General features: G+C 40.3%; 19 protein-coding genes and 1 pseudogene. 14 read left to right on the top strand and 6 right to left on the bottom strand.

Annotated features, from left to right (window positions below; genetic code table 11):
- Positions 1 to 311: 311 nt before the first annotated feature.
- The 5 genes and pseudogenes from ACKTT2_RS52440 to ACKTT2_RS39170 form a co-directional block, all read left to right on the top strand.
- Positions 312 to 403 (top strand): annotated as a pseudogene (locus tag ACKTT2_RS52440) (IS982 family transposase); the annotation flags it as partial.
- 320 nt (positions 404 to 723) lie between these two features.
- On the top strand, positions 724 to 1,224 hold the full coding sequence (locus tag ACKTT2_RS39155; RefSeq protein ID WP_407896615.1) for a DUF1622 domain-containing protein: 501 nt from the start codon (positions 724 to 726) through the stop codon (positions 1,222 to 1,224).
- Positions 1,225 to 1,592: 368 nt separating this feature from the next.
- The gene (gene iscB, locus ACKTT2_RS39160) at positions 1,593 to 2,912 is read left to right on the top strand and encodes an RNA-guided endonuclease IscB (protein ID WP_407896617.1); all 1,320 of its coding nucleotides are present in this window, start codon (positions 1,593 to 1,595) and stop codon (positions 2,910 to 2,912) included.
- 133 nt (positions 2,913 to 3,045) lie between these two features.
- On the top strand, positions 3,046 to 3,573 hold the full coding sequence (locus tag ACKTT2_RS39165) for an HPP family protein (RefSeq protein ID WP_407896619.1): 528 nt from the start codon (positions 3,046 to 3,048) through the stop codon (positions 3,571 to 3,573).
- Between the two features lie 127 nt (positions 3,574 to 3,700).
- Positions 3,701 to 4,456: a ZIP family metal transporter gene (locus ACKTT2_RS39170; RefSeq protein WP_407896621.1), complete on the top strand. Its 756-nt coding sequence runs from the start codon at positions 3,701 to 3,703 to the stop codon at positions 4,454 to 4,456.
- 152 nt (positions 4,457 to 4,608) lie between these two features.
- Here ACKTT2_RS39170 and ACKTT2_RS39175 read toward each other — a convergent pair whose 3' ends face one another.
- The 6 genes from ACKTT2_RS39175 to ACKTT2_RS39200 all read right to left on the bottom strand — a co-directional run bounded on the left by ACKTT2_RS39175 (position 4,609) and on the right by ACKTT2_RS39200 (position 10,811).
- Positions 4,609 to 5,124 carry a GNAT family N-acetyltransferase gene (locus ACKTT2_RS39175; RefSeq protein WP_407896623.1) on the bottom strand — a complete coding sequence of 172 codons (516 nt, stop codon included), beginning with the start codon at positions 5,122 to 5,124 and terminating at the stop codon, positions 4,609 to 4,611.
- A complete protein-coding gene (locus ACKTT2_RS39180) occupies positions 5,124 to 5,405 on the bottom strand; it encodes a type II toxin-antitoxin system TacA family antitoxin (protein WP_407896625.1) in 282 nt (93 codons plus the stop codon). The genes ACKTT2_RS39175 and ACKTT2_RS39180 overlap by 1 nt, the downstream gene beginning before the upstream one ends.
- A 391-nt stretch (positions 5,406 to 5,796) precedes the next feature.
- Positions 5,797 to 6,435 carry a histidine phosphatase family protein gene (locus tag ACKTT2_RS39185; protein ID WP_407896627.1) on the bottom strand — a complete coding sequence of 213 codons (639 nt, stop codon included), beginning with the start codon at positions 6,433 to 6,435 and terminating at the stop codon, positions 5,797 to 5,799.
- Positions 6,432 to 7,373 (bottom strand): alpha/beta fold hydrolase, encoded by a 942-nt coding sequence (locus tag ACKTT2_RS39190; protein WP_407896629.1) that lies wholly within the window; start codon positions 7,371 to 7,373, stop codon positions 6,432 to 6,434. The genes ACKTT2_RS39185 and ACKTT2_RS39190 overlap by 4 nt, the downstream gene beginning before the upstream one ends.
- Positions 7,374 to 7,715: 342 nt before the next feature.
- Positions 7,716 to 9,104, bottom strand: coding sequence for a pentapeptide repeat-containing protein (locus ACKTT2_RS39195; protein WP_407896631.1), 1,389 nt, complete (start codon positions 9,102 to 9,104; stop codon positions 7,716 to 7,718).
- Positions 9,105 to 9,599: 495 nt separating this feature from the next.
- Entirely contained in the window at positions 9,600 to 10,811 is a 1,212-nt protein-coding gene (locus ACKTT2_RS39200) for a glycosyltransferase family 4 protein (RefSeq protein WP_407896633.1), read from the bottom strand.
- A gap of 192 nt (positions 10,812 to 11,003) precedes the next feature.
- On the opposite strand from ACKTT2_RS39200, the gene ACKTT2_RS39205 reads away from it, so the two are divergent.
- From ACKTT2_RS39205 to ACKTT2_RS39245, 9 genes are all read left to right on the top strand, one after another.
- The gene (locus ACKTT2_RS39205) at positions 11,004 to 12,023 is read left to right on the top strand and encodes an Npun_R2821/Npun_R2822 family protein (protein WP_407896635.1); all 1,020 of its coding nucleotides are present in this window, start codon (positions 11,004 to 11,006) and stop codon (positions 12,021 to 12,023) included.
- Positions 12,024 to 12,040: 17 nt separating this feature from the next.
- Positions 12,041 to 12,988 carry a glycosyltransferase family 2 protein gene (locus ACKTT2_RS39210; RefSeq protein WP_407896637.1) on the top strand — a complete coding sequence of 316 codons (948 nt, stop codon included), beginning with the start codon at positions 12,041 to 12,043 and terminating at the stop codon, positions 12,986 to 12,988.
- 253 nt (positions 12,989 to 13,241) lie between these two features.
- A complete protein-coding gene (locus ACKTT2_RS39215) occupies positions 13,242 to 14,351 on the top strand; it encodes a polysaccharide pyruvyl transferase family protein (RefSeq protein ID WP_407896640.1) in 1,110 nt (369 codons plus the stop codon).
- A gap of 23 nt (positions 14,352 to 14,374) precedes the next feature.
- Positions 14,375 to 14,542, top strand: coding sequence for a DUF4365 domain-containing protein (locus ACKTT2_RS39220; RefSeq protein ID WP_407896642.1), 168 nt, complete (start codon positions 14,375 to 14,377; stop codon positions 14,540 to 14,542).
- A 152-nt stretch (positions 14,543 to 14,694) separates the two neighbouring features.
- A complete protein-coding gene (locus ACKTT2_RS39225; protein ID WP_407896644.1) occupies positions 14,695 to 15,978 on the top strand; it encodes a DNA cytosine methyltransferase in 1,284 nt (427 codons plus the stop codon).
- 23 nt (positions 15,979 to 16,001) lie between these two features.
- Positions 16,002 to 16,208, top strand: coding sequence for a hypothetical protein (locus tag ACKTT2_RS39230; protein ID WP_407896646.1), 207 nt, complete (start codon positions 16,002 to 16,004; stop codon positions 16,206 to 16,208).
- 338 nt (positions 16,209 to 16,546) lie between these two features.
- A complete protein-coding gene (locus ACKTT2_RS39235) occupies positions 16,547 to 17,398 on the top strand; it encodes a transcription factor RcaD (protein WP_407896648.1) in 852 nt (283 codons plus the stop codon).
- Between the two features lie 61 nt (positions 17,399 to 17,459).
- Positions 17,460 to 19,535, top strand: coding sequence for an ATP-binding protein (locus ACKTT2_RS39240; RefSeq protein WP_407896650.1), 2,076 nt, complete (start codon positions 17,460 to 17,462; stop codon positions 19,533 to 19,535).
- A gap of 26 nt (positions 19,536 to 19,561) precedes the next feature.
- Entirely contained in the window at positions 19,562 to 22,144 is a 2,583-nt protein-coding gene (locus ACKTT2_RS39245; protein ID WP_407896732.1) for a DNA translocase FtsK, read from the top strand.
- Position 22,145: the final 1 nt, after the last annotated feature.

A 22,145-nucleotide genomic window follows, 5' to 3' on the forward strand; every position in this document is an offset into this window, starting at 1 on the left:
GAAGGCGGGCGAGGACGCCCACCCCACATATACAGATAGCATTTTTCAGGTAAAAGAAGTACATTGGTAGGGGCGCAAGGCATTGCGCCCATATTAAGGAGTGTAGGTTGGGTTGAGGAACGAAACCCAACATTTAATCGAATTCTTAGGTGTCATATTATGTCCGATTAAACAATTGTGATTTACCTCACGCAAAGTCGCAAAGTCGCAAAGAAGTTTGCTAAGGTTTTATGATAACTAATTTGCCGGACATGATATCACTTCGTTCTATCCAATCCACACAATACATTTGGTGGTTTAAGATTTACTTTATGGCTGGTTTAGCAGCTTGCATCTATTTGCCAAAAAACCTTCTATTGCTCTTTACTCAAAAGATTTGCCTGCACTGCCTCCTGCTATTTTTTATCCCCATCGAACTCACGTTGAAAAGGGCTTGATTTTTCGTTGCCGATCGTGGTTTTTTTGACTCTAATGTCGTAAATTTTCAAACCAAGACAGAATAACGGTTTTCAGACAATGTTGCCAAAAATTACCCGCAAATTGACTCAATACCACTTTTAAAACATTCTCTGCTGTTAGAAGATTTTGTTTTTGGACGAACGCAATTTGTATTTACCTCATCTGAAAAATTAGCTAACACTTTTTTGTAGAGACAAAGTAAATTTTCTAAATGGTCTCCACTGAAGGCTAGTTTATAATTCTGTTCTTTTCCTTCAAGGAAGTATGAAAAGAGAGACATCACGGGATTCATTGATTAATTTGTTATTGCCCTTAGCACTCATCATAGGACTAGTTCTGCTGTTAAGTTTGAACGTGGAAGGTAGAGGGGAGACTAGGGAAACGACTCCTTTGGAGATATGGCTCAAAGTCATTGTCGGTTATTTGGCAGCAGGCACAGAAATTGCAGCAGCAATTGTGATTGGCGGAGCAGTGCTTCGAGGCATTGCTGCCTATTTGCGATTGTTATTCTCACGCTCCAAACAACATTTTGATGCCACAGAGGGAGTTCGTCTGCAATTGGGTCGAGTTTTAGCATTGGGCTTGGAATTCACTGTCGCCAGCGATATTTTGCGGACGGCAGTAGCACCTACTCGCCAGGATATTTTGAATTTGGGCGCGATCGTCTTGCTGCGAACCTTGCTGAATTATTTCTTAGAGCGCGAGATTCAGCAGGGAGAACAACGCCATTCACCCGAACCGCAGCTTGATAGAAGTATCCGGTAAGCAACCCCCTGCTTGAAGCCTATCCATTACCCGCATCTTTCTTAACAATTGCAAAACTGTGATAGAGAAAGGGTTTTTTGAGATAAGCCTTTGTAGGGGGGTTGACAAAAATCCTTGGGTGTGGGGGTCTCCCTTGTTTATGGGGTGTGATGACAGTTAGTCGATGACGGTCAAGCTGGTGACGATGGTGAAGTCCAGATGGCGCTTGAAGTGTGAGTGTTTTGTGGCTGCAATGGGTTGTCAAGTACATACAGATATAAAGGTTTAAAGCCAGTGTTGTTTGGAAAGTACCGACCGTTAATATTGTCGTTCGCGAAGCGTGCCGACGAAGGAGGCATAGATAACTTTACCCGTAAGGAGGGACATTTATGTCCAAAGTTTTTGTAATTGATACCAACAAAAAACCATTAAATCCAATCCATCCAGCCCAAGCAAGACAACTTCTTAGAAATGGTAAAGCAGCAGTCTTTAAACACTTTCCCTTTACCTTAATTCTCAAAGAAGCATGTCCAGATGCACCCGTTCAACCCTTAAGAATCAAAATTGACCCTGGTTCTAAAACAACAGGAATTGCTTTAGTTAACGATGTATCGGGAGAAGTAATATTTGCTGCCGAACTAAAACACAGAGGTTTTGCAATTAGAGAATCACTGACATCTAGAAAACAACTCCGTAGAAGTCGGAGAAATCGCAAAACCAGATATCGCCAACCACCACTACACGAATGGTTTAGGAAAGGCAACAAACAACCTTATCCAAAGCAACGTCGAGAAGGTTGGCTTTCCCCAAGCCTAAAAAGCCGAATTGACAACATCAAGACTTGGGTAGAAAGGTTACGTAAAGTTGCACCAATTGAAGCGATTAGTCAAGAATTAGTATGCTTTGATATACAATTAATTCGCCATCCAAATATTCAAGGAAAAGAATATCAGCAGGGTACACTTTTCGGTTACGAAACTAGAGAATATCTTTTAGAAAAATGGAACAGACAATGTGCTTACTGTCGTATCAAAGATATTCTACTTCAAATAGAACATATTCAATGTCGAGCAAAAGGAGGGAGTAACTCAATTACAAATCTCACCTTAAGTTGCGAAAAGTGTAACCTTAAAAAAGGGACAAAAGATATTAAAGATTTTCTCAAAAAAGACCCAACAAGATTGGAGAAAATTTTAAAGCAAGCAAAGCTTCCACTTGCAGATGCAGCCGCAGTTAACACAACTCGATTTGCATTGCTGGAATCCTTAAAAGCGACTGGACTGCCAGTAGAAACAGGTAGTGGCGGTTTGACTAAGTTGAATAGAACTCAACGAAACTTGCCTAAAACTCACTATTTTGATGCTTGTTGTGTCGGTCAATCTACACCAGAAAAATTAATCGTCAAAGGTATTAAACCATTATTGATTACAGCCATTGGTCATGGAACAAGACAAATGTGTCGTACTGACAAATACGGTTTTCCAAATCGCCATTGTTCTAGAACTAAGTTTCACTTTGGTTTCCAAACTGGCGACATTGTTAAAGCTATCGTCACTAGTGGTAAAAAGATTGGTCAATATGTTGGCAGAATTGCTACCCGTGCTACTGGCAGTTTCAATATTTCTACCAAAACTGGATTAATTCAAGGAATCTCTTATAAATACTGCAAGCGTATTCATGCAAAGGACGGTTACAGCTATGCATTCTAGGATATTTGGACGCTCGTTAAAACGAGCCGTGTCGTGCTTCCTGAGCCAGTGCGGTCTTGGGGTCTCCCCAAGTAGAGCAACTGGCGTCCACGAACTAAAGTTACGTAGTGTCCGCACTCCCGGAGGTTTTTAGATGAAACCTCATCATTCCAGCTTAAAGCCTTTGGAAGGTAGAGCTAAATCGCTTAAATCGCTCCGCAGTCGCCTCAATTGGAAGGGTGAGTTGGCATTAGCTACTGCCCCAACAGTGGTCATATTAAGCGTGTTTGCCTTAGTGGAGGTACTAACTCGCCAGCGTTTGTTGTTTGCCTCCCTTGCCTCCAGCGCCTTTCTCATTTATCTCGATCCCCATCATGGTACAAATACGATGCGAACTCTAGCCATTTCCCAAATGATTGCAGCAGGGATCGGTTTTTTAACATATATGCTATTGGGTTCGGGTTATATGTCTGGCGGAACTGCCACGATCGTTACAATCGTGCTGATGATTCTGTTAGATGTTATGCATCCTCCACCCGTTGCCACATCCTTAAGCTTTGCCTTAAAAGCTAGCAATGAAAACAACCTAGTTTTGTTTGGTCTGGCTGTAGGCATTACTGCTTTGTTGGTTGGACTAGAACGCTTTGCCCTATGGCTTCTGGCATACCTTAGCCCGAAGTAGTCTTATGCTGATTCATGCAAGAATTAAAATTTTACTGCTTTTGGTTGACACTAGTTTCATCTTATTTATGGCAACTTTGAGATAGATCGCAATTTCAAAAATTGAGCGCAGAAAGTTAGTGTGTCTGATGTTTCCACTTTGGTTAAAAGCAGGTTTTTGGGGTTTGGTTGGTGGTTCAGCACTGCTATTGGGTTCGGCAATAGGTTACTATGCCAAAATTTCCCAACGGGCGATCGCTGCAGTTATGGCTTTTGGTGCGGGCGTACTGATTTCGGCACTGGCATTTGAACTGATGGATGAAGCGTATAAGCGTGGTGGATTTGATTCAACAGCGATCGGATTTGTAAGTGGTGCAGTTGTATACACAGCCGCTACTTGGTTGCTATCCCATCAAGGTGCGAAACATCGCAAGCGATCGGGTACACAACAGCCATCCGAGGAGGAAAATAGTGGCAGTGGACTAGCGATCGCAGTAGGCGCATTGCTGGATGGCATTCCTGAGTCTATTGTAATTGGTGTCAGTATGATTGGGGGAGGAGTTGTCAGTTGGGTAACGGTGGCAGCTGTTTTTCTGTCTAACGTTCCAGAAGGACTTTCGAGTGCTGCTGGTATGAAAAAAGCAGGGCGTTCAACTGCTTACATCTTTGGTGTGTGGGGAGGGATCGCCATCATTTCTGGTATAGCAGCGCTTTTAGGCTATGCTTTGTTCAGTCACTTTTCTGTAGAAGTTATTGCTGCAACGACTGCTATAGCTGCAGGTGCAATTTTAGCAATGATTACAGATACAATGATTCCAGAGGCTTTCGAGCAAGCGCATGATTTTGCTGGTCTCATCGTCGTCTTGGGATTTCTAGTCGCTTTTGTCCTGAGCAAACTCGCTTAAAAATGACTGCTTCAAGCATCATCTTATAGAACGGGCAAGATACCCGCTCCACAAAAATTGTATTTGAGTTCAAACTATTCATCAACTCATAATTCTCCTGCTTAAAACCAATTTCTAAAAATCGCAGAGATTTTGATTTCTGCGTCGAAAACTTATCCTGCGGCTTCAAGCGATAGTCGAATGTCCTTGAAGAGTAAAAGCAGGTGCAGGGGATTGGTTGGGGATTCTTCCATGCCGAATTTGAGATAAAAGGCGCGGGCTTCCTCGTCTTTGGCATGGACAAGAAAAGCGCGACCACCGATGGTTTGGGCCCCCGTCAGGGAGCGGCGTAGTGCGTTGCGGAACATGGCTTTGCCTAAACCTTTTCCCTGTTCGCCTCTGTCTATTGCAAACCGCGCCATAAGGATAACCGGCACAGGATAACGCCCTTGTCCTTTTACGATGCGAGCGGGAGCATCGTCCGGCGATACGGATGCAGGGGCAAGGCTGTAATAGCCGATGACACGTTCGGCACGTGTCAGGACGTAGGTTCTAGCTCCACCGCTTGCCTGATTTTGCAAAGCGTATTTCATCAGGAAATCATTAAGCGGTGGCTTGCCGCAATCGAAACCCGTAATGATGTGACTTTTGGTCAGCAGAACAGGCTCATTTAAAGGCTCACTTTGCATTAGAACGGATCCGGGTCGCTAAAGAGCCGCTGCAATTCTGGAACGACTTTCGGTGGCGCGTCAAGACGTTCGCAGAACGCTTGCCACTGGTCGGGCGGCAAGCGAAACTCGGTTTGATGCATAAGAATAGCACTTGCGGCATCAAGCGATGCTTGCAGTACAAACTTGCTTACATTCGTGTGCCGTATTCGTGCCGCTTCTGCCAGTATTGCCTTTTCAGGCTCCGTTGCGCGAATGGAAAGCCGCGTTTCTTTTGGCGTAGCGGCTGCTGCCTCAAACATGGTTTTTCTCCTATGGCTCTATTTGTATTCCCAATGTACACCCAATTATCGGAAGCTGCAATCTATTTAAATTCGGTCGCATCTAAAAGCCCATTTTTCCCCAAAATTTTCCATTAAGAATGTTGACGCGGATTAAGTACTGGTAATTGCACTATGCTGTAATGAAACCATGTGTTATCAGAAGTGTTACGTAAATGTTTACGACTCTTGCGATGATTTCGCTTATAAAAACAGCATGGGTCAATCCTGATACTTTAAACTAAAGTAAATCTTTTTTTACTATCTGAAGCATCCAAAAAAGGATAACTAATTATATCTGATTGCAATAGCGGAGTGCGGTTAATGAAACGGGCAAAATACCCGTTCCACAAAAATTGTATTTGAGTTCAAACTACGTTCCTGGCATAGCACGCAAATGTTCTGGCATATGATAGCGATCGCCTAACACTTCCAGTAAAGGACCGTGGGTATCAAACTTGAGTATACTCACAGAAGCCGCAAGTGCATTAATGCGATCGCGATACCGACCCAAATCAATGCCCAACAAACTACATAGGATAATTCGGATTGTTGCCTTATGCGACACGACCAAAACATTACCCGTAGGATACTTTTTCTCAATTTCTGAAATTACTAAAGAAGCGCGACTAGCAATTTGAACAGATGTTTCACCACCTGTCGGGGGATTCCAAGCAGGTTCTGTTAACCAACGGATGTAGTCATCTGCATAATGTTCTTTGACATCATCTGCTGTTTTGCCTTCCCACTCACCATAGTTAATTTCTTTCAATCCATCCCGCAATTGCATTTCCATTCTAATTGCATCGCATAATGGTTTAGCTGTAGCAATGGTGCGTTTCATGGGACTGACATACACAGCATTCCAAGGTATTTTACTGTATGCCTCGGCAAAAGACTCAGCCATTAAAGTCCCTTCTGGGGTTAACTCAGGATCTGTCGTACCACAGTAACCACCTGTTCGGCTATAAGTTGTTTCTCCGTGTCGCAGTAGATATAGTTTTAAACTCATGAATTTCTCCGTTGACCAATAGAGTGAGACACATTGAGAAATTTTAAGTAATCTACAGTTGCCTCCTCTGAATTTTCTATAAGCAGCAAATGTCCTGCCTTTGGTAATCGGATCGTTTGGCTCCCAGGAATACAGCGTTGCAGCCGATCGGCTCCACGAATGTCGTAGATCTTGTCTTCTCTTCCCCAGATAGCAAGGGTCGGAAGTTGAGTCGATTGTCCCTGACGCCGCTGACAAAGAACATCATCGTACAGGTTCACGATGTCCCAAATCTGTTGATAGTGACGGTTACGAGCGATGTAGTCGTTCACTCGCTCTGTTTTAACAGAATCAGGGATGGTGGGAGGTGTGACAAACAGCAGGCTAATTTCTAAGTCAAACTGTTCTTCATCGATTGGAATAAAGGGGTTTATACCGTCAAAGATGGCATTTTTGACGCTCGAAGCCCAATCAACCACACCTAAAGGTGAACCGATAAAGGCAAGGCTACGCAATTGTTCCGGGTAACGTTGGCTGTAAAGGGTGGCGATTGCTCCCCCCATGGAACTCCCTGCCACATCAAAGGAGCGAATTCCTAATTGATTCATAAATTGGTGCAGCAGTGCTACCTGATTCTCTAGGGCATAGTCTCTCGTTACGACAAGAGTGCTCTTGCCGTAGCCCGGTAAGTCCGGAGCAATCGCCCGATAGCCCGCAAGAGACAACTGACACATCATACTGTTCCACTGCTCTTTTTCGGCAAATAGTCCATGTAGCAGTAAGATCGGTTGTCCGGTACCGACCTGGTTGTAGAACAACGTTCCATTGCTAATCGGGACGGAATGGGTGGCGATCTCACAATCTGAAGCAGACGCTGGTGCGCTATTCACAACAGCATCACCCACCAATCTACATAGCACCAGAATCACGAAGAGCGACAAGAGAATGAGTTTTTTCATGGATATTTTTTAAGGTCGTGTTGCAAATGTCACGTCTTTGACAGCAACAATGAAAGTAGATCTTTTTTTGCTATCTGAAGCATCCAAAAAAGGATAACCCAACAAACTCTGCACTCATGTTGGGTTTCGTTCCTCAACCCAACCTACAAATATTATAAGCGTTTAACCGAACATGATATCACTGGGATAACACAATTTTAAAGGGCTTTGCGCCTTGGCGTGAGATTAAAATAAAGTAGAAATTTAAATATCTTAAATCCATGAAATGAGGGACGCACCCTGTTGCACATATTGTGCAAATGAATTGTGACACAGCTTATGGAATATTAACAAAAGTGTGAATTAACTGATTTGCGTCCAATGATTTGGTAGATCGACGTTTTCTGGTAGGCGAGTTGTCACATCACCCGAAGCGACTGTAATTTGATGCGGTTCCAAATTTTTAACACCTGTTAGGATAGCTCCGTCAAGTTTGACATCACTTAAGTTTGTCATACTGAGATTAGCTCCTATCAGGTTTGCCCCGCAAAGGTTAGCTTCATCCAGAATTGCCATTTGTAAGTTTGTCCCCATGAGATTTGCTCCGTTCAGGTCGGCTTCTCGGAGACTTGCTTCTGATAAGTTAGCAAAAAAGACTTCTGCGTGCTGTAGTTTTGCAGCATTCAAATTTGCTTGTTGCAGGTTCGCTCCATTCAGGTTTGCTTGTTGCAGATTCGCTCCAATCAATCCCGTTCCCTGTAAGTTGGCTTTTCCTAGTTTTGCTCCTTGTAAATTAGCAAGAAATAGTTTTGCCCCTTGTAGGTTAGTAACTTTTAAATTAGAACCGTACAAATTAGCTTTATATAGATTTGCTCCTTGTAGGTTTGCTCCGCGCAAACTAGTTCCTGAAAGATTGGCTGCACGTAAGTTGGCTCCACATACCCAAGCACGATTTAAATTTGCCCCAGAAAGATTGGCTTCTTCCAAGTTTGTTGATTGCAGGTTAGCTTCATACAAAACAGATTCGCAAAGTTTTGCATTCTCCAAATTTGCTTCGGACAAATCCGCACCGCGTAAATCTGCTTCGGATAAATCCGCGCCGCGCAAGTCTGCTTGTTGCAAGTTGGCTTTATGCAAGTCAGCCCTCTTGATGTCCGCATTCCGCAAATCAATTTTTTGGTTAGGTAAGTCTCTCTCTGCTTCGCGTCTACCGATAACAGTAAGCGCTGCTTGAATATCTGTACGGATGTTTAATCTTTTGTCAAAAATTTCCCCTTGCTGTTCTTCAACGGAATTTTCTCGCACAAAAGCAGTCAGTATCTCCATAATCGTCCAGTATTCTTTGGGACAATCGCGAGCTACTTTTTCTAGGGTATAAATAGCACCTGTTCTTGTGGCAACACTCTCATGTCCGAGTTGGGTAATTGCAGTCATAAATTTTTCTGCAATCAGCTTTTCCTGGGTTAGTTGAGTGTTTTGTGCCTCAATTTCATTACTTTTTTCTGCTGCGGCTGCTCCTATTCGGGTAGCTTCTACACGTTTTGCAGTAAAGTAAGCATTCATCATCACTACCAATCCCAGAAAGAAAGTGGCAGTTGTTGAGATTGCTTGTGTTCTAGTTTCTATTTTTTGTTCTGTTGACAAGCCCTCCATTTTGGTAAATGCTAAGCAAATAAGGATTGGTGATAAACTGAACGTCGCTGCGATCGCTATCAACCAAATTTTCAAAGGGTCTGTTTTCCTAGCAGACATAGCAGTGGTATGTTTCACAACACAGGAGTTTTACGTAAATTATATGGCGAAAAGAGTATACTATTTGTCTTAAAATTGCAAGATATTCTCCTTGGGAAAAGTTGATGCCGATTGTTAAGGATTTCCAAATAAACAATCTCCCAAAATTTCATATAGTACGGAGCTTCTAGCCTGCCATTCATTAAAGACTAGCTAAAAACCCATCCCACAATATGGGATAACTTCTTTCCTGAAAACCCCTTATAGTCTCAATCATATAAAAACTCTCATAATAGAATAAATAAATTGATAATTGGGCACGAACACTTCTTATCCTTAGTAGGGTGGGCAATGCCCACCAACATCTAACGGTGGGCATTGCCCACCCTACGCTCTATTTTCAAGCCAGACATTTATGTGACTTACCAGACGTTTATTCGACAGCTAATGTTGCCTTCATAAATTAAGACGCTATAAATCCGAAGGCAAAAACATTAACCAGCACTGGTCAGGTGGTCACTGTAAAACTTGTTCGTATCTTTTACCAGCCGTTTCCCAAGTAAAATCTGTTTCTACAAGTTGTCTGCCGTTCCGAGATAATTCTGCTCGTAATTGCGGGTTTTCAAATAACTGACCGATCGCGTTAACGTACTCGGCTGGTTGATTGGCTCGCAATGCCCTAGGTGGTACACCTGCTCCATCTACAGCCAGCCCTTCCAAACCGCGATCGCCTGCAACAACGGGTACACCTGCAGCCATTGCTTCTAAAGTTTTATTCTTAATACCAAATCCCGTCCGCATAGGAATAACGCAGACAGTTGCTTTATGTAAATAATCTACCATTGAAGGTACACGTCCAGTGACGGTAATTCCAGGTTTCTCTCTAAGTGCTAAAACTTCTGGTGTGGGGCGAGAACCAACTATATCGAAAGTTGTATCTGAGTAAATTTTTTGAATTTCTGGCAAAACCTCATTGCTAAAGAAACAGACAGCATCAATATTTGCTAGATTATCCATTGCGCCTATAAAAATTAAGCGATGTCCGCCGGGATCGGTAGTCCGTTGAGTAAACAAATCTAAATCAACCCCATTAGGAATCACGGCAATATCGCTTTTAGGATTAAACTCCTGCATTTGCATCCTATCTTCTTCCGTCGTAACTACAATGTCTGAGAATTTAGAGCTGTAGCGTTGCTCGTAACGACGTAAAAGAGGTAGATAAAGTTTGTCTCTTAATTTATTTTCTGAGATACCAGTTTCTAGTTGGTTGCGACAAGTACCATAAACCGAACTGTGAACATTCACCACTGTTTTAATCTGTTTTTGAAAATAGGGGCGTATATAAATTTCATTCACGCTATGTTCGCATGCGATCGCGTCACATTTTCCTGTTTGTACAAAACTCTCAATCCAATTGCTCATTTCAGCAGAGTAACGGTTTAAAACGCTCGGCGGCGTACCTTGAAAGAGAAAAGTAGCAAAACGTTGTGCCTTCTTCAGTAGTCCTCCGGATGTACTTAAGTCTTGCGGGCGATTAAAAAGAACAAGATGAGAAACACTCTCTCGCAATTCTTTGATTTCCGTCTCTGTAACGTCAGGTTCTCGTTGAGTGACTAGGGTGATAATATGCTGTTGACGGAGGTATTTCAGTAAATTATATGTTCTTACTTGAGTTCCCCCACGTGTTGGTGGATAAGGAAAAGTAGAAGATAGCATTAAAATTTTCATAGAGTTTTAGGTTGTAGAAAGGTCGTTAGTAAGAGGACAACACACCCTATTTTTAAATCAAGTTTGTTAATATTGACAAGTCAGTTATTAAAGTAATTCAAGTTTTTATATAAAGATAATTTATCATAGAACTGTTTGTATCTAGATACTCTCTCGTGTCACACCACTGTTATATTTATATGAAATTTTATTATGAATAATATCGGTATTTACACTCTTGCCAATGATAAAGTTTATGACCAATTCGTAGCATTACTTAATAGTATTGAGGTCAATGTTAGCCCGGATATAGCTATTTGCATTATTCCTTATGATGACAAAATAGAGCTTGTCAAGCAAGAAATTCAATCTAGAAAAAATGTGACCATTTTTGATGATAGTGAAGCCCTTCAGCGATGGGATGATTTTGTCAATCAAGTGTGGGAGGCTCATCCAAGAGCTAAAGAATCTAAATTAAAGCGTCCGGGATGGTACAAAGGATTTGTTCATAGAAAATTCGCTGCTTTTGACGGAAAATTTGAAAAGTTTGTCTTTTATGATGCTGATAGTTTAGCAATGAAACACCTAAATAATGTATTTGCTAAACTAAACAGCTACGACTTAGTCTTTGACGACTGGGAACACGCTAAGCCAAAAAAATTTCTAGATATCAATTTAGATCGCGTTTCTAGTGTTACTCATTTTATAGAAGACCAATTACGCTATAAAATTCACTGTAACAGTTTCTTTGGCTCACATCAAAAGCTCTTTGATACTACAAAGTTAAATGATTTTAAAGACCGTCTTATTGAAAAACAAGAAATTGAATGGATTGAAAGCAAGTTTTGGTGGTCGAGTTCGGCTTTATTTAATTACATGACTATTGATGGCAAGTACTCAATGTTTAATTATACCCTCAGTGCTAATAGTCAAGAGAGAACTGGTAACTGTGCTAATGCAGATGAATTTGTCAATATTAATAATATTCTTTACAACCAAGAGGGATTAAAACCAATTTATCGCCTTCACTATATGAGTTACTCTTCCAATGATTTTGCTAGACTGTGTAAAGGAGAAGACATTGATATTTGTTATAAAGACGAGTTTTTACACTATCGCTTTCTCAAACAGCCAGAACTCAAACCAGTAGAATTAAAATCTCCTGGAGTAGGGTCGAAAACTTATCGATTCATTAAAAAAGCTGTCAATAAAGTGAAAAGAACTATCACCTAATTTCTCTAAGAGTATTTATGCCTAAAATTAGTGTTTGTATACCAACCTTCAATCGAATTAATCTATTACCTTATGCTATTGAAAGCGTACTCAAGCAAACTTATCAAGACTTTGAATTAATTGTTTGTGATGACGGTTCTCAAGATGGGACATCCAATCTTATGTTCCAGTATACAGACAGCCGTATCAAGTATATTCGTCATTCACAAAATATTGGTAAAAGCAATAATATGCGTTCTGGATTTGATGCAGCAACGGGAGACTATTTTATTAAATTTGATGATGACGATCGCTTAACTCCAGAATTTCTGTCACGTACTGCTGCTATCCTTGATAAAGATTCTAGTGTAGATTTTGTTGGTACAGATCATTGGATTATCGATATTAATAACTTGCGGGATGAAGCCAAGACTCAAGAAAATTCTCGCTCTTGGGGTAGGGCGAGTTTATCAGAGGGTTTGGTTGATAATTTATTAGAAGTTGTATTTGTCAACCAAAGTTTCCAAATTGGAGCCACTTTATTTCGACGTGCTATCTTACAGGAATTGGGATTTATGCAACCCAATTGGCAAAATTGCGAGGATAACGATTTGTTTGTCAGACTGGCTTTGGCAGGAAAAAAGGGTTATTACTTACCAGAGTTATTAATGGAATATCGTTTCCATGCGCAACAGCAAGGTATCGATCGCGCCATCCCATATCTTAGCGATAAAATACGGTATTTACAGAGTTATAAATTTGAACCTGAAAAATTAGAAAAAATTAGGCAACAGCGTCTTGCAGAAACTCAGTTGTTATTAGGTTTGCGGTTAATTGAAAAGGGTGAAACAGGAAAAGGGAAAGAGTTAGTGTTGGCAGGTAAATCTTTTTCTACGGCTAAAGCATGGATTGGATTAACTTTGTCAATTTTACCTGTCAAGTTACGTCCTTGGGCATTTGGTTTGTTAAGACGGGTTAGGGGTTAGGACGTAGGAAGAGAGATTTTTCGTTCCCAGGCTTCCCCAACTCGTTGCAGTTTCTCGTTCCCAGGCTTCCCCAACTCGTTCCCAGGCTGAGCCTGGGAATGCAGTTCGCGAGGCTCCGCCTCCAGAATGATTAGTAATCGGCTTACCAGTTTATCAAATCTTTGCAATATACTTCAGTACTCTTCCCGATGTTACAGAGTTTGAATATCGATTAGAAAGAAATAAATTACCAAACTAATTAACAATTTTTATTATGAATATTATTTTAATGGGTTATTATGGATTTAAAAACATCGGTGATGATTTAAGTATCCAACAACTCATTCAGCTTTTCTCTAGTAAGAAAGCTATTCAAAACATATTTGTATTTTGTGAATATGATTGTTCTGAAGTAACAAACAATAAAGTTATATTTTGCAACACTCATAAATTATCGACTCTTCAAAAAGCTTCTATACTTTTTCAAAGCGATTATTTAATTTGGGCTGGTAGTTCTTTTAACTTAAAAGACAATTCAGGTAAATTGTTGATGATGCAACAGTTTGCGAAAATGACAGGCAAGCGTTTCTGTTATTTAGGTATAGGATTAGAAGCTTTTAAATCGGAAGAATTAGAAACAAAAGCAAGGTTTTTGAAGAATGCAAATTACCTGTATTTAAGAGATAAAAATTCTTATGGCTCAGCAGTTTCTCAGTTAAAATCCGTTAAATCTTATTTAGGTGGGTATTTAGCATTTTTAAACGTGGATGGATATGAAAAGTTTATTAGAAGCGATCGCTCAACTCAAATAAACAATATTTCATTTACAGGAAACTTCTGGTGGGGTGAAGGAAGGGCTGAGTTTTATTCGCAACAGCTACTCCCATTTATTGAAAAGTTTAATTCGACCATACATTTATTACCCGCTCAAGTTAGCGAGCAAAGAAATGATAATAAATTTCATAAACTACTGAAGAACTACTTACCTGAAGAAAATTGCAAGCTGCACTCATGGAGTCAACCACAAGATTTTGTGGAAATTCTCAGCCAAATGGATTTTCACTTTGGTAATAGGCTTCATTCTGTTATCCTTGCCGATATTCTAGGAATACCCAATGTAGGAATTGATGAATATGTTTCTAAAAACTCTAAAATCAAAAACTACATTGATAAAACAGAAATGTTATCTACATACAGGATGTTGAATTTCATGGAACCAATAGACATTTGTGCTATTGAAAAAATATACCGTGAATATCAAAGACCTAGTGAATTTATTTTGAACGAGTCGAAGACAGCGAACGTGGGTGTAGAGTTGGTTTTTCAAGAGCGCTCGCAAACAAATTTAGCAATCTCTCCCGTACCAGTTGGATTGCGTTCTTAAAGGATGTCTGAGATATTTACCACTTGTTAAGAACGCATGAGGAAGAACTGTGTTTGCGACATTGTGGATATTGGGTGTCTTTGAGGGGATTGCCAGAAACACAAAACACAAATAATGTTACCATTACCTTACCCAGAAGTAACCAATTCACAGTCACCACCCTTCAATCAATTATGCAAGGGCTTAGTTAAGGAGTACAACCATGAAAAATAATACCTTTATTCTCAAGAATTCTCACGATTTTACTTTGGATAACCAAACTATGGATGCCTAATGCATAAATTCATATTCGTGCTAGGAATTGAGAGGGTATAAAGTCAAAAAACATAAGTGAAATGTGAGTATGTCTGAAAAGATTGTTTCTTTTTTTTCAGGAGCGGGAGGTTTATCGCTGGGTTTTGCATTAGCCGATCTTAAACCTGTACTGGGTGTTGATATCAACGATGATGCATATAGTACTTATAAGAGTAACCTTGGGATACCATGTCACAATCTTGATTTAAATGCTTCTGATAAGTGTTCTTTGATAGACCTCCTGAGTCCTTATAAAGAAGTATTTGCAGTGATAGGAGGGCCACCATGTCAAGGATTCAGCACTGCGGGAAGCAGAAATGAACTCGACTCTCGTAATCAACTTATTTTTAATTACTTTGCTATTGTTGAATATCTCAAACCAAAATGGTTTTTATTTGAGAATGTAGAAGGTTTATTAACATCCAATAGTGGCAAGAGTGTCTTTGAACTTGTGCGCCGGTTTATTAGTTTAGGATACTTGCTTCGACTTGAAAAGGTGAATTTTGCTGCATATGGGCTTCCTCAGTCACGGAAGCGGGCGATTGTTATCGGCAATCGAATTGGTGCTTTCTTCCACTTTCCCCCAGAGACACATTCATTTAATGCAGGCAAGCATAACAAGCTACTACCACTTTTTCCCCATTCTCCAACCCTTGATGAAGCAATCTCCGGTCTCCCTGAAGCAGTTTCCTACGAATGCTTTCTACCATACACGCACGCTGAGACAAGTAGCGAGTATGAGCACTTCATACGCCAAAGTAACAATTCAGGTGGTGTCAAACATCACTTTAGCACACCGAGTGCCAATGAATTGGAGCGATATAGCTTGTTAGAGCCCGGTCAAACGATGAAAGACTTAACTGAAAGTTTGTGGCATCCAAGCTTCCGCAAACGGGCTTTTAGAAGAGTAAAAGATGGTACAGCAACTGAAAAGCGCGGTGGAGCACCTGCTGGTATCAAGCGATTATACTCACACCTGTGCTCGCCAACAATCACAAGTGCATCATCACGTGAGTTTATTCACCCTTCACTTGACCGTGCATTAACTTTACGGGAATGCGCTCGTCTCCAATCTTTTAGCGATCGCTACGTGTTTTCAGGTAACACATCATCCATAGCAATCCAAATCGGAAATGCATTCCCGCCCCTTGTGGCTATGAGATTTGCACAACATCTCATGCAAATAGAAGCCAAAGTTGGTTCTGGTTTAATATCTCTTAAAGAATGGGAAGCTCAATTAATTGGTTACCGTTTGACAGACGCGAGTGGAATGAGTCCTGCGCTAATGCATACTGAATCTTTACTCAAATCCCTGATGTTTAACCTTGGTTAAGAGCTGTTTTTGCCGGAGAAACGATGGCAAGATTTGTAGAGAATTACGTAAGGCGTCCAATTGTAGAAATAGATGCTTGCGCTACCGAACTGCTGAATTTGTCTATTTCAAATGTGCCAGAGGATTCAAACTTTTCAATTATGTTATCTAACAAGCAGTCGTCTTACACCTGGAAACTCCCTCGTAAGGAGGAACAGGCATTGGCTGATAATGGATACGGAGAAGAGTAAGACTTGGAACCCTATCCATAGCAAATAGCGATCGCGCTGTTTCCACTTGCAAACAAATCGATTTTCAGAACGAGTTATTGCTTGAAACACTAGACACTGAGAGTCAGTCTAACAATATAGCAGTTCCTAATTACCATATGGAAGCGTTGAACCTCGCTCTTGCTAAAAGTTCTATTGAAAATTTTAGCTAGGATCGGGCTGCGTTTTCACTCTGCAACATTACCGTGTTCATGATAACGATCGCTATATGGCTATGAGTCTATTAGGATAAAGAGGGGTGTAAATTGTTGCTAACTAAGCTAGAGTGGTGCTAATTTAGATATAGGGAAAACACTTACATGGATACAAATGAGTTAAAGTTTCTACTAAAGTTACTAGGATGTGCTAATTACCGCTCGAGCCTTAGCGCAAATATCTTCAATTCTTTTAAGGGCAAGGACAAAATTTGTAAGAGTTTAGGCGATCGCGAGTTAATAAGCTTTTCCCGTGAAATTGCTTCTGTAAAAATCCTCCCCCCTGGTCGTGCTCTCCTAAAAACTGATGTCGGTGAGATACCGCTTACACCTAATGAATTGAAGTTGCTAGAGCACATAAGTAAGGATTCTGGAAAAATTCCACCAAGCAAAATTAGTGTCAAATCGGTGAAGTCAGAAGAACGAGATACTATCTTGCAAGGCTTTCATGAAAAGGGACTGATTGAAGTTGAAACCAAAATAAAAAGGACTAAAGCTGAAGTTTGGCTAACTGAACGTGGAATCGAGTATTTGAAGGACGATTACAGTCCCAAGGGAGCCGCAAATATTAGCTTGGATCTACTTAACAATTATGTGCGCTTTCTACGTAAATCTTTACATACTCAACCCGATCGAGTTACCACAACAGCACCTACCAAGGGCGAGTCATCAGCTGTAACTATTATTAATCCCACTGACGAAGAAATCTTACGCACTATTCAGAAATTAGATCGGGAGTTAAATACTAATAACTATCTGCCAATCTTCCATCTGCGACAAAAGTTACAACCTCCACTGTCACGAGATGAATTGGATAAGGCACTGTATCGTTTAGAAGAATCTGACCAAATTGAAATGAGTTCTCTGGCAGAACCTGGGGATTACACCTCAGAACAAATTGACACTGGAATTCCTCAAATCAGCGGTGGCTCCCTGTTTTTCATTACACTGAATTAGGAGAGTTTACCTAAATCACAACTTAGAAAATATTTAAGAAAGCAAAAACAGAAATATCAACATGGCAACTTTTGAAGAAGTTATTAAAAAATCGCTCAACCCATTTGATAATCTTGCAGCCGGTAATTTTTGGGTAGAACAGGAACCACCTCCTACTGTTGAATCTATTCACCAAAAACCACTAAACCAAATCAAAAGTGTATTAGCTGAAGTTGCTCGAGATGGTCAAACTCGTACCCTAATTCTTTATGGAGATGGTGGTACGGGAAAAACCCACTTTTTGGGTCAACTAAAACAACAGCTAAATGATACAGCTTTTTTTGTTTATATTGAGCCATTTCCTCAGAGCGACCATATCTGGCGGCATATATTACGCCATACTGTAGATAGCTTAGTCAATTCTCCAGTAGGACAAGCAGACTCCCAATTAATTCTCTGGCTGAAAAGCTGCTTATCTACGATTGAGAAAGGACTAAAGCGCGAACAACAAAATTTAATTGACAAAGTAAAAAGCATTTTTGGACAAACAACAACCGATGCCTCTCGCGATCGCCAATTCTTCATCGATCTTCTCAAAAAGACCATTGGTACCACAGGAATTTATAACGCCAATGAATTTTTTGGTGTCCTTTATGACTTAACTAATCCGGACTTATATTCTTTGGCTTGTGAATGGTTGAAAGGGGATAATTTAGATGAGGAAAGCCTGAAAAAATTAAGGGTTCAGGAATCTATTGATGATGAAGATAAAGCACGAGGTATACTGGGTAACTTTAGCAAAATTTCTGCTAAAACTCAGCCTATTGTATTATGTTTCGATCAATTAGATAGTATTGCTCGTTTGCCAGAAGGCACCATTGACTTACAAGCGTTATTTACTGTCAATTCTACAATTATTAACGGTAAGTGGAAAAGTTTCTTAATTATCATTAGTATCAGGACAGAGACCTGGAATCTTAATTATAAGCGAGTTCAGCCTTCCGATATTGATAGGGCTCCTATCCGGGTTCCATTGAAACGTATTACATTGGAGGAAGCTGAAGCCCTTTTAGCTTTGCGACTATATGTCCTCCATCAGTCTGCCGAGCCAAAACCTTCTTCTCAAATTTTCCCTTTAAATAAGCAGGTGTTAGAGAAAGTGTTTCCAAGCCACAAGACTACACCTCGTGGCGTATTGGTTTTAGGGAGACATCTATTTCAAGAATATAAGGAATGGTTATTCAGAGATCAACAACCTCCAAAGCTACAATGGTTAGAAGGCGGAGAACCACCGCCACCGCCAGTGTCACCAGTAGAAAAAATTCAAGCAGACTTTCAATTACGATGGCAGCAAGAGTATAAGAAAAATCAGGAAAAAATTACTAAAATTGCTTTGTTAGATGCAACTGATTTAATTCGGATGTTGCAACAAGCCCTAACTGCTCTAAAAGTCCAAGAAATTAAGTTGAAACTTATAAGTGGAAAATTTGCTAGCTATTCATTGAGTTACCAAAAGCTTGATAAGAAGGAACGAGTAGGAGTTGTCTGGACAGAAGAACCAAATATGAACAGTTTCTTTAATGTTATGAATGCTTGCCAAAAAGCAATTCAGCAAAAACTCTGTCAAACTATGTACTTGATTCGTTTTGGAAGCGTTGGAAAGCCAAATCTTGCAGGGAATCAATTATACAGACAAATTTTTACAAATACTGGTCATCGCCACCTTCAACCAGCACTGTCTTCAGTTCACTACTTGGCTACGTATCATAACTTAGTAAAGTCTGCCGAAGCCAATGAATTAGTACTTGCTGGCAAAATTATTAATTTGCAAGAACTAGAATCTCTAATCTACAATTCTAAAATTCTACAAGATTGTCGGTTACTACAAGATTTGGACGTTGTTTCAGCTAGGAAAGAACTAGACCCAGACCAAACAAATTTACAATCTGTAAAAGATTATTTGTTAAATGTAGTCATAACTCAAGGATTCATAGGACGAGCGCAATTGGTTCAAACCACTCACAATCAGTTTACTGAATTGAGTCTATCAAATATAGAACAAATTTTAAATCAATTGTGTTCTGACCGGAAAATTAAAATTGTGAATCCTAAAGCAAAACAAGAAGATCAGACAATATGTCTGTTAATCAAGACGTAGTTTTTATTGCTTACATAGTTTATATAATGATATATCTGACAGAAGCTAATGAAATCCAAGCACAAATTGCTAGATTCGCCTTATCTAAAACGCTATGGCTAGATACAGAAATAGCTGATTGGAATACACCATTACCAAGGTTGTCCCTAATTCAGGTCTTAGCTGAACCCACAGACTTGACAGGTAACTCAGCTTACATTATTGATGTACTAGACAAACCAGACTTAGCAGTAGATTTTATAAATAAAGTTATAGTTAATCCTCAAATAGAAAAAGTCTTCCACAATGCTGACTTTGATTTGAAGTATCTGGGAGGAAAACTAGCACCGAATGTGACTTGCACTCTCAAGCTAGCTAGAAAAATCACACGAAAAGTGTTGCAAGTAACCAACCTACAATTGAAAACACTCGCAGTGGAACTCTGTGGATTCTCTAATGTGGATAAAGAAGAACAAGGTAGTGACTGGGGACAGCGTCCTCTCAGTCAGAAACAACTGCATTATGCTGCAATGGACACAGTATATTTGGCGGCTGTGCATCAGCGCTTATTAGAAATATCTAAATCATCTACTAAAAGCAGTACTTTTGATATGGGTTCTAATGCTTCAAGGGGATCTACAGGACAATCTAAAAATAAATCTTTAACTGCTACTAATATAAAAGTTGCTTTTGAATGTCCCCGTTTGTTTTACTTAAATCAGCGGTTTGGGGGGAATACTTTATTTTTACCACCTGATAGTGCTGTTGGTATTGGTAACTTATTTCATCAGTTAGCTGATGAATTTGTCAATTGGATTGTTCGCGAACCACGATGTCAAGACTTATTTAAACCAGATGCGAACCAGTTGCAGGCTGAGGAATTAGCCTCTCAGTTACAACAATTTTTCTATAAACAAAAATTCTTCTCTTACCTAGAAGAAGTATCTCAAAAGGAGAACGGTCAAGCACAAGCATTGCTGAAAGTGTGGCAGGCATTGCGAGGACTGATTAGACACTTTGCAGAATTGCTTGTCACTAATAGAAGTTATTGTACAGCAGAAACAGTGATTCATAACACCTTTGTTTCTGAGGAACGATACCTTGAATCCTACTTTCAGCTTTCAGATGGAACACAGCAACGAGTAGCGGGAAAATTTGATTGCTTGGTCTTCAATTTTAACAAGAAGCGTCTGTGTGTCGTAGAGTTTAAAACTTACCAGCCTGCCGATCCATCAGCACAATTAGCTCAGGTTGCTCTTTATAGCTATATCCTTTGGGAAAGGAAAAAGGTAGGGGTAGATGCAGCAGTTTACTGTGTTGTACCAGAGTTGAAAGAGTATCACTATTCCTGGGAAGAGTTAGAAGATACGGTACATCAGCTGATTCCTTATAAATTACAACAAATGCGGCAATGGTCGATCTGGGAACCACCATTACCTAATCCTCCACCCATCACGACTCAACCTTTTCTATGTGAAATTTGTCCGCAGCAGCAGAAATGTCAAAGTTATTTTGCCGTAACATCTAAAGCTGAGGAATATTCAAACAAACAGCCACAACAAACAACGGGTAAGCAAGATAACCAAGTAAAAGTCAATGCTGATGTTTTGGGTGAAAAGTTAGTGTCTACCTTACAATCTTTTAGCATTAGAGTAGATTATCAAGGAGTTGCTGTCGGTCCAGCTTTTATTCGGGTGAAACTCAAACCACATCCCGGCGTAAAAGTTAATGCTTTGCTAAAACTATCAGCTGATTTGCAAGTTCAGTTGGAGTTAGCTAATCCACCTTTGATTTCTCCTCAAGCTGGATATGTCAGTGTTGATTTGCCACGTCCAGACAGGCAAACAGCTAAATTTGAGGATTATATAAAGACGCAAGTTTTACCTCCAACAGCATCTATAAAAATTGCAATTGGGGTTAATTTGGAGGGACAACTCGTAGAAGCTGATTTGTCCGATCCAAATACTTGTCACTTCTTAATTGGGGGTACAACAGGAAGTGGTAAGAGTGAGTTTTTGCGATCGCTCCTTCTCAGTCTTATCGTTCGTCATTCCCCAGAACACTTGAAGATTGCACTTGTCGATCCAAAAAGAGTCACCTTCCCAGAGTTTGAGGAGATGCGGTGGTTGCATTCACCAGTTGTCAAAGATAGCGAACGTGCGATCGAACTTATGGATGAATTGGTGGGAGAAATGGAATCGCGTTACCAGCGATTTGAAAAAGCTGGGTGCGCCGATCTAAAAACTTACAATCAACGTTCTCGTCAGCTTTTGCCTCGTATTGTCTGCATTTTTGATGAATACGCTGACTTTATGGCAGAAAAAGAATCTCGTGCAGCATTAGAACAAAGCATTAAAAGGTTGGGTGCAATGGCGCGAGCTGCAGGAATTCATTTGATTATTGCCACTCAACGCCCAGAAGCAGGAGTTGTCACTCCCATTATCCGTTCTAATTTACCAGGACGAGTTGCACTCCGAACTGCGAGTGAGGCGGATTCAGCGATTATTTTGGGAGGTAAACAAACAGATGCAGCTCGCTTACTTGGCAAAGGGGATTTACTCTACTTAGCCAGTTCTCAGTTACAACGTTTACAAAGTTTACTTGCAACAGATGTTCGGATATTGGATTAAC

This window comes from Scytonema hankhaensis NUACC26 (genome assembly GCF_045865695.1).
Classification (GTDB): Bacteria; Cyanobacteriota; Cyanobacteriia; order Cyanobacteriales; family Nostocaceae; genus Scytonema.

Bases quoted from the DNA above. Each gene is read 5' to 3' on its own strand.
- ACKTT2_RS39215 (WP_407896640.1), top strand. From the start codon at position 13,242: ATGAATATTATTTTAATGGGTTATTATGGATTTAAAAACATCGGTGAT.
- ACKTT2_RS39155 (WP_407896615.1), top strand. From the start codon at position 724: ATGAAAAGAGAGACATCACGGGATTCATTGATTAATTTGTTATTGCCC.
- ACKTT2_RS39210 (WP_407896637.1), top strand. From the start codon at position 12,041: ATGCCTAAAATTAGTGTTTGTATACCAACCTTCAATCGAATTAATCTA.
- ACKTT2_RS39165 (WP_407896619.1), top strand. From the start codon at position 3,046: ATGAAACCTCATCATTCCAGCTTAAAGCCTTTGGAAGGTAGAGCTAAA.
- ACKTT2_RS39195 (WP_407896631.1), bottom strand. From the start codon at position 9,104: ATGTCTGCTAGGAAAACAGACCCTTTGAAAATTTGGTTGATAGCGATC.
- ACKTT2_RS39235 (WP_407896648.1), top strand. From the start codon at position 16,547: ATGGATACAAATGAGTTAAAGTTTCTACTAAAGTTACTAGGATGTGCT.
- ACKTT2_RS39225 (WP_407896644.1), top strand. From the start codon at position 14,695: ATGTCTGAAAAGATTGTTTCTTTTTTTTCAGGAGCGGGAGGTTTATCG.
- ACKTT2_RS39200 (WP_407896633.1), bottom strand. From the start codon at position 10,811: ATGAAAATTTTAATGCTATCTTCTACTTTTCCTTATCCACCAACACGT.
- ACKTT2_RS39205 (WP_407896635.1), top strand. From the start codon at position 11,004: ATGAATAATATCGGTATTTACACTCTTGCCAATGATAAAGTTTATGAC.
- ACKTT2_RS39175 (WP_407896623.1), bottom strand. From the start codon at position 5,124: ATGCAAAGTGAGCCTTTAAATGAGCCTGTTCTGCTGACCAAAAGTCAC.
- iscB (WP_407896617.1), top strand. From the start codon at position 1,593: ATGTCCAAAGTTTTTGTAATTGATACCAACAAAAAACCATTAAATCCA.
- ACKTT2_RS39170 (WP_407896621.1), top strand. From the start codon at position 3,701: ATGTTTCCACTTTGGTTAAAAGCAGGTTTTTGGGGTTTGGTTGGTGGT.
- ACKTT2_RS39245 (WP_407896732.1), top strand. From the start codon at position 19,562: ATGATATATCTGACAGAAGCTAATGAAATCCAAGCACAAATTGCTAGA.
- ACKTT2_RS39230 (WP_407896646.1), top strand. From the start codon at position 16,002: ATGGCAAGATTTGTAGAGAATTACGTAAGGCGTCCAATTGTAGAAATA.
- ACKTT2_RS39240 (WP_407896650.1), top strand. From the start codon at position 17,460: ATGGCAACTTTTGAAGAAGTTATTAAAAAATCGCTCAACCCATTTGAT.
- ACKTT2_RS39185 (WP_407896627.1), bottom strand. From the start codon at position 6,435: ATGAGTTTAAAACTATATCTACTGCGACACGGAGAAACAACTTATAGC.
- ACKTT2_RS39190 (WP_407896629.1), bottom strand. From the start codon at position 7,373: ATGAAAAAACTCATTCTCTTGTCGCTCTTCGTGATTCTGGTGCTATGT.
- ACKTT2_RS39180 (WP_407896625.1), bottom strand. From the start codon at position 5,405: ATGTTTGAGGCAGCAGCCGCTACGCCAAAAGAAACGCGGCTTTCCATT.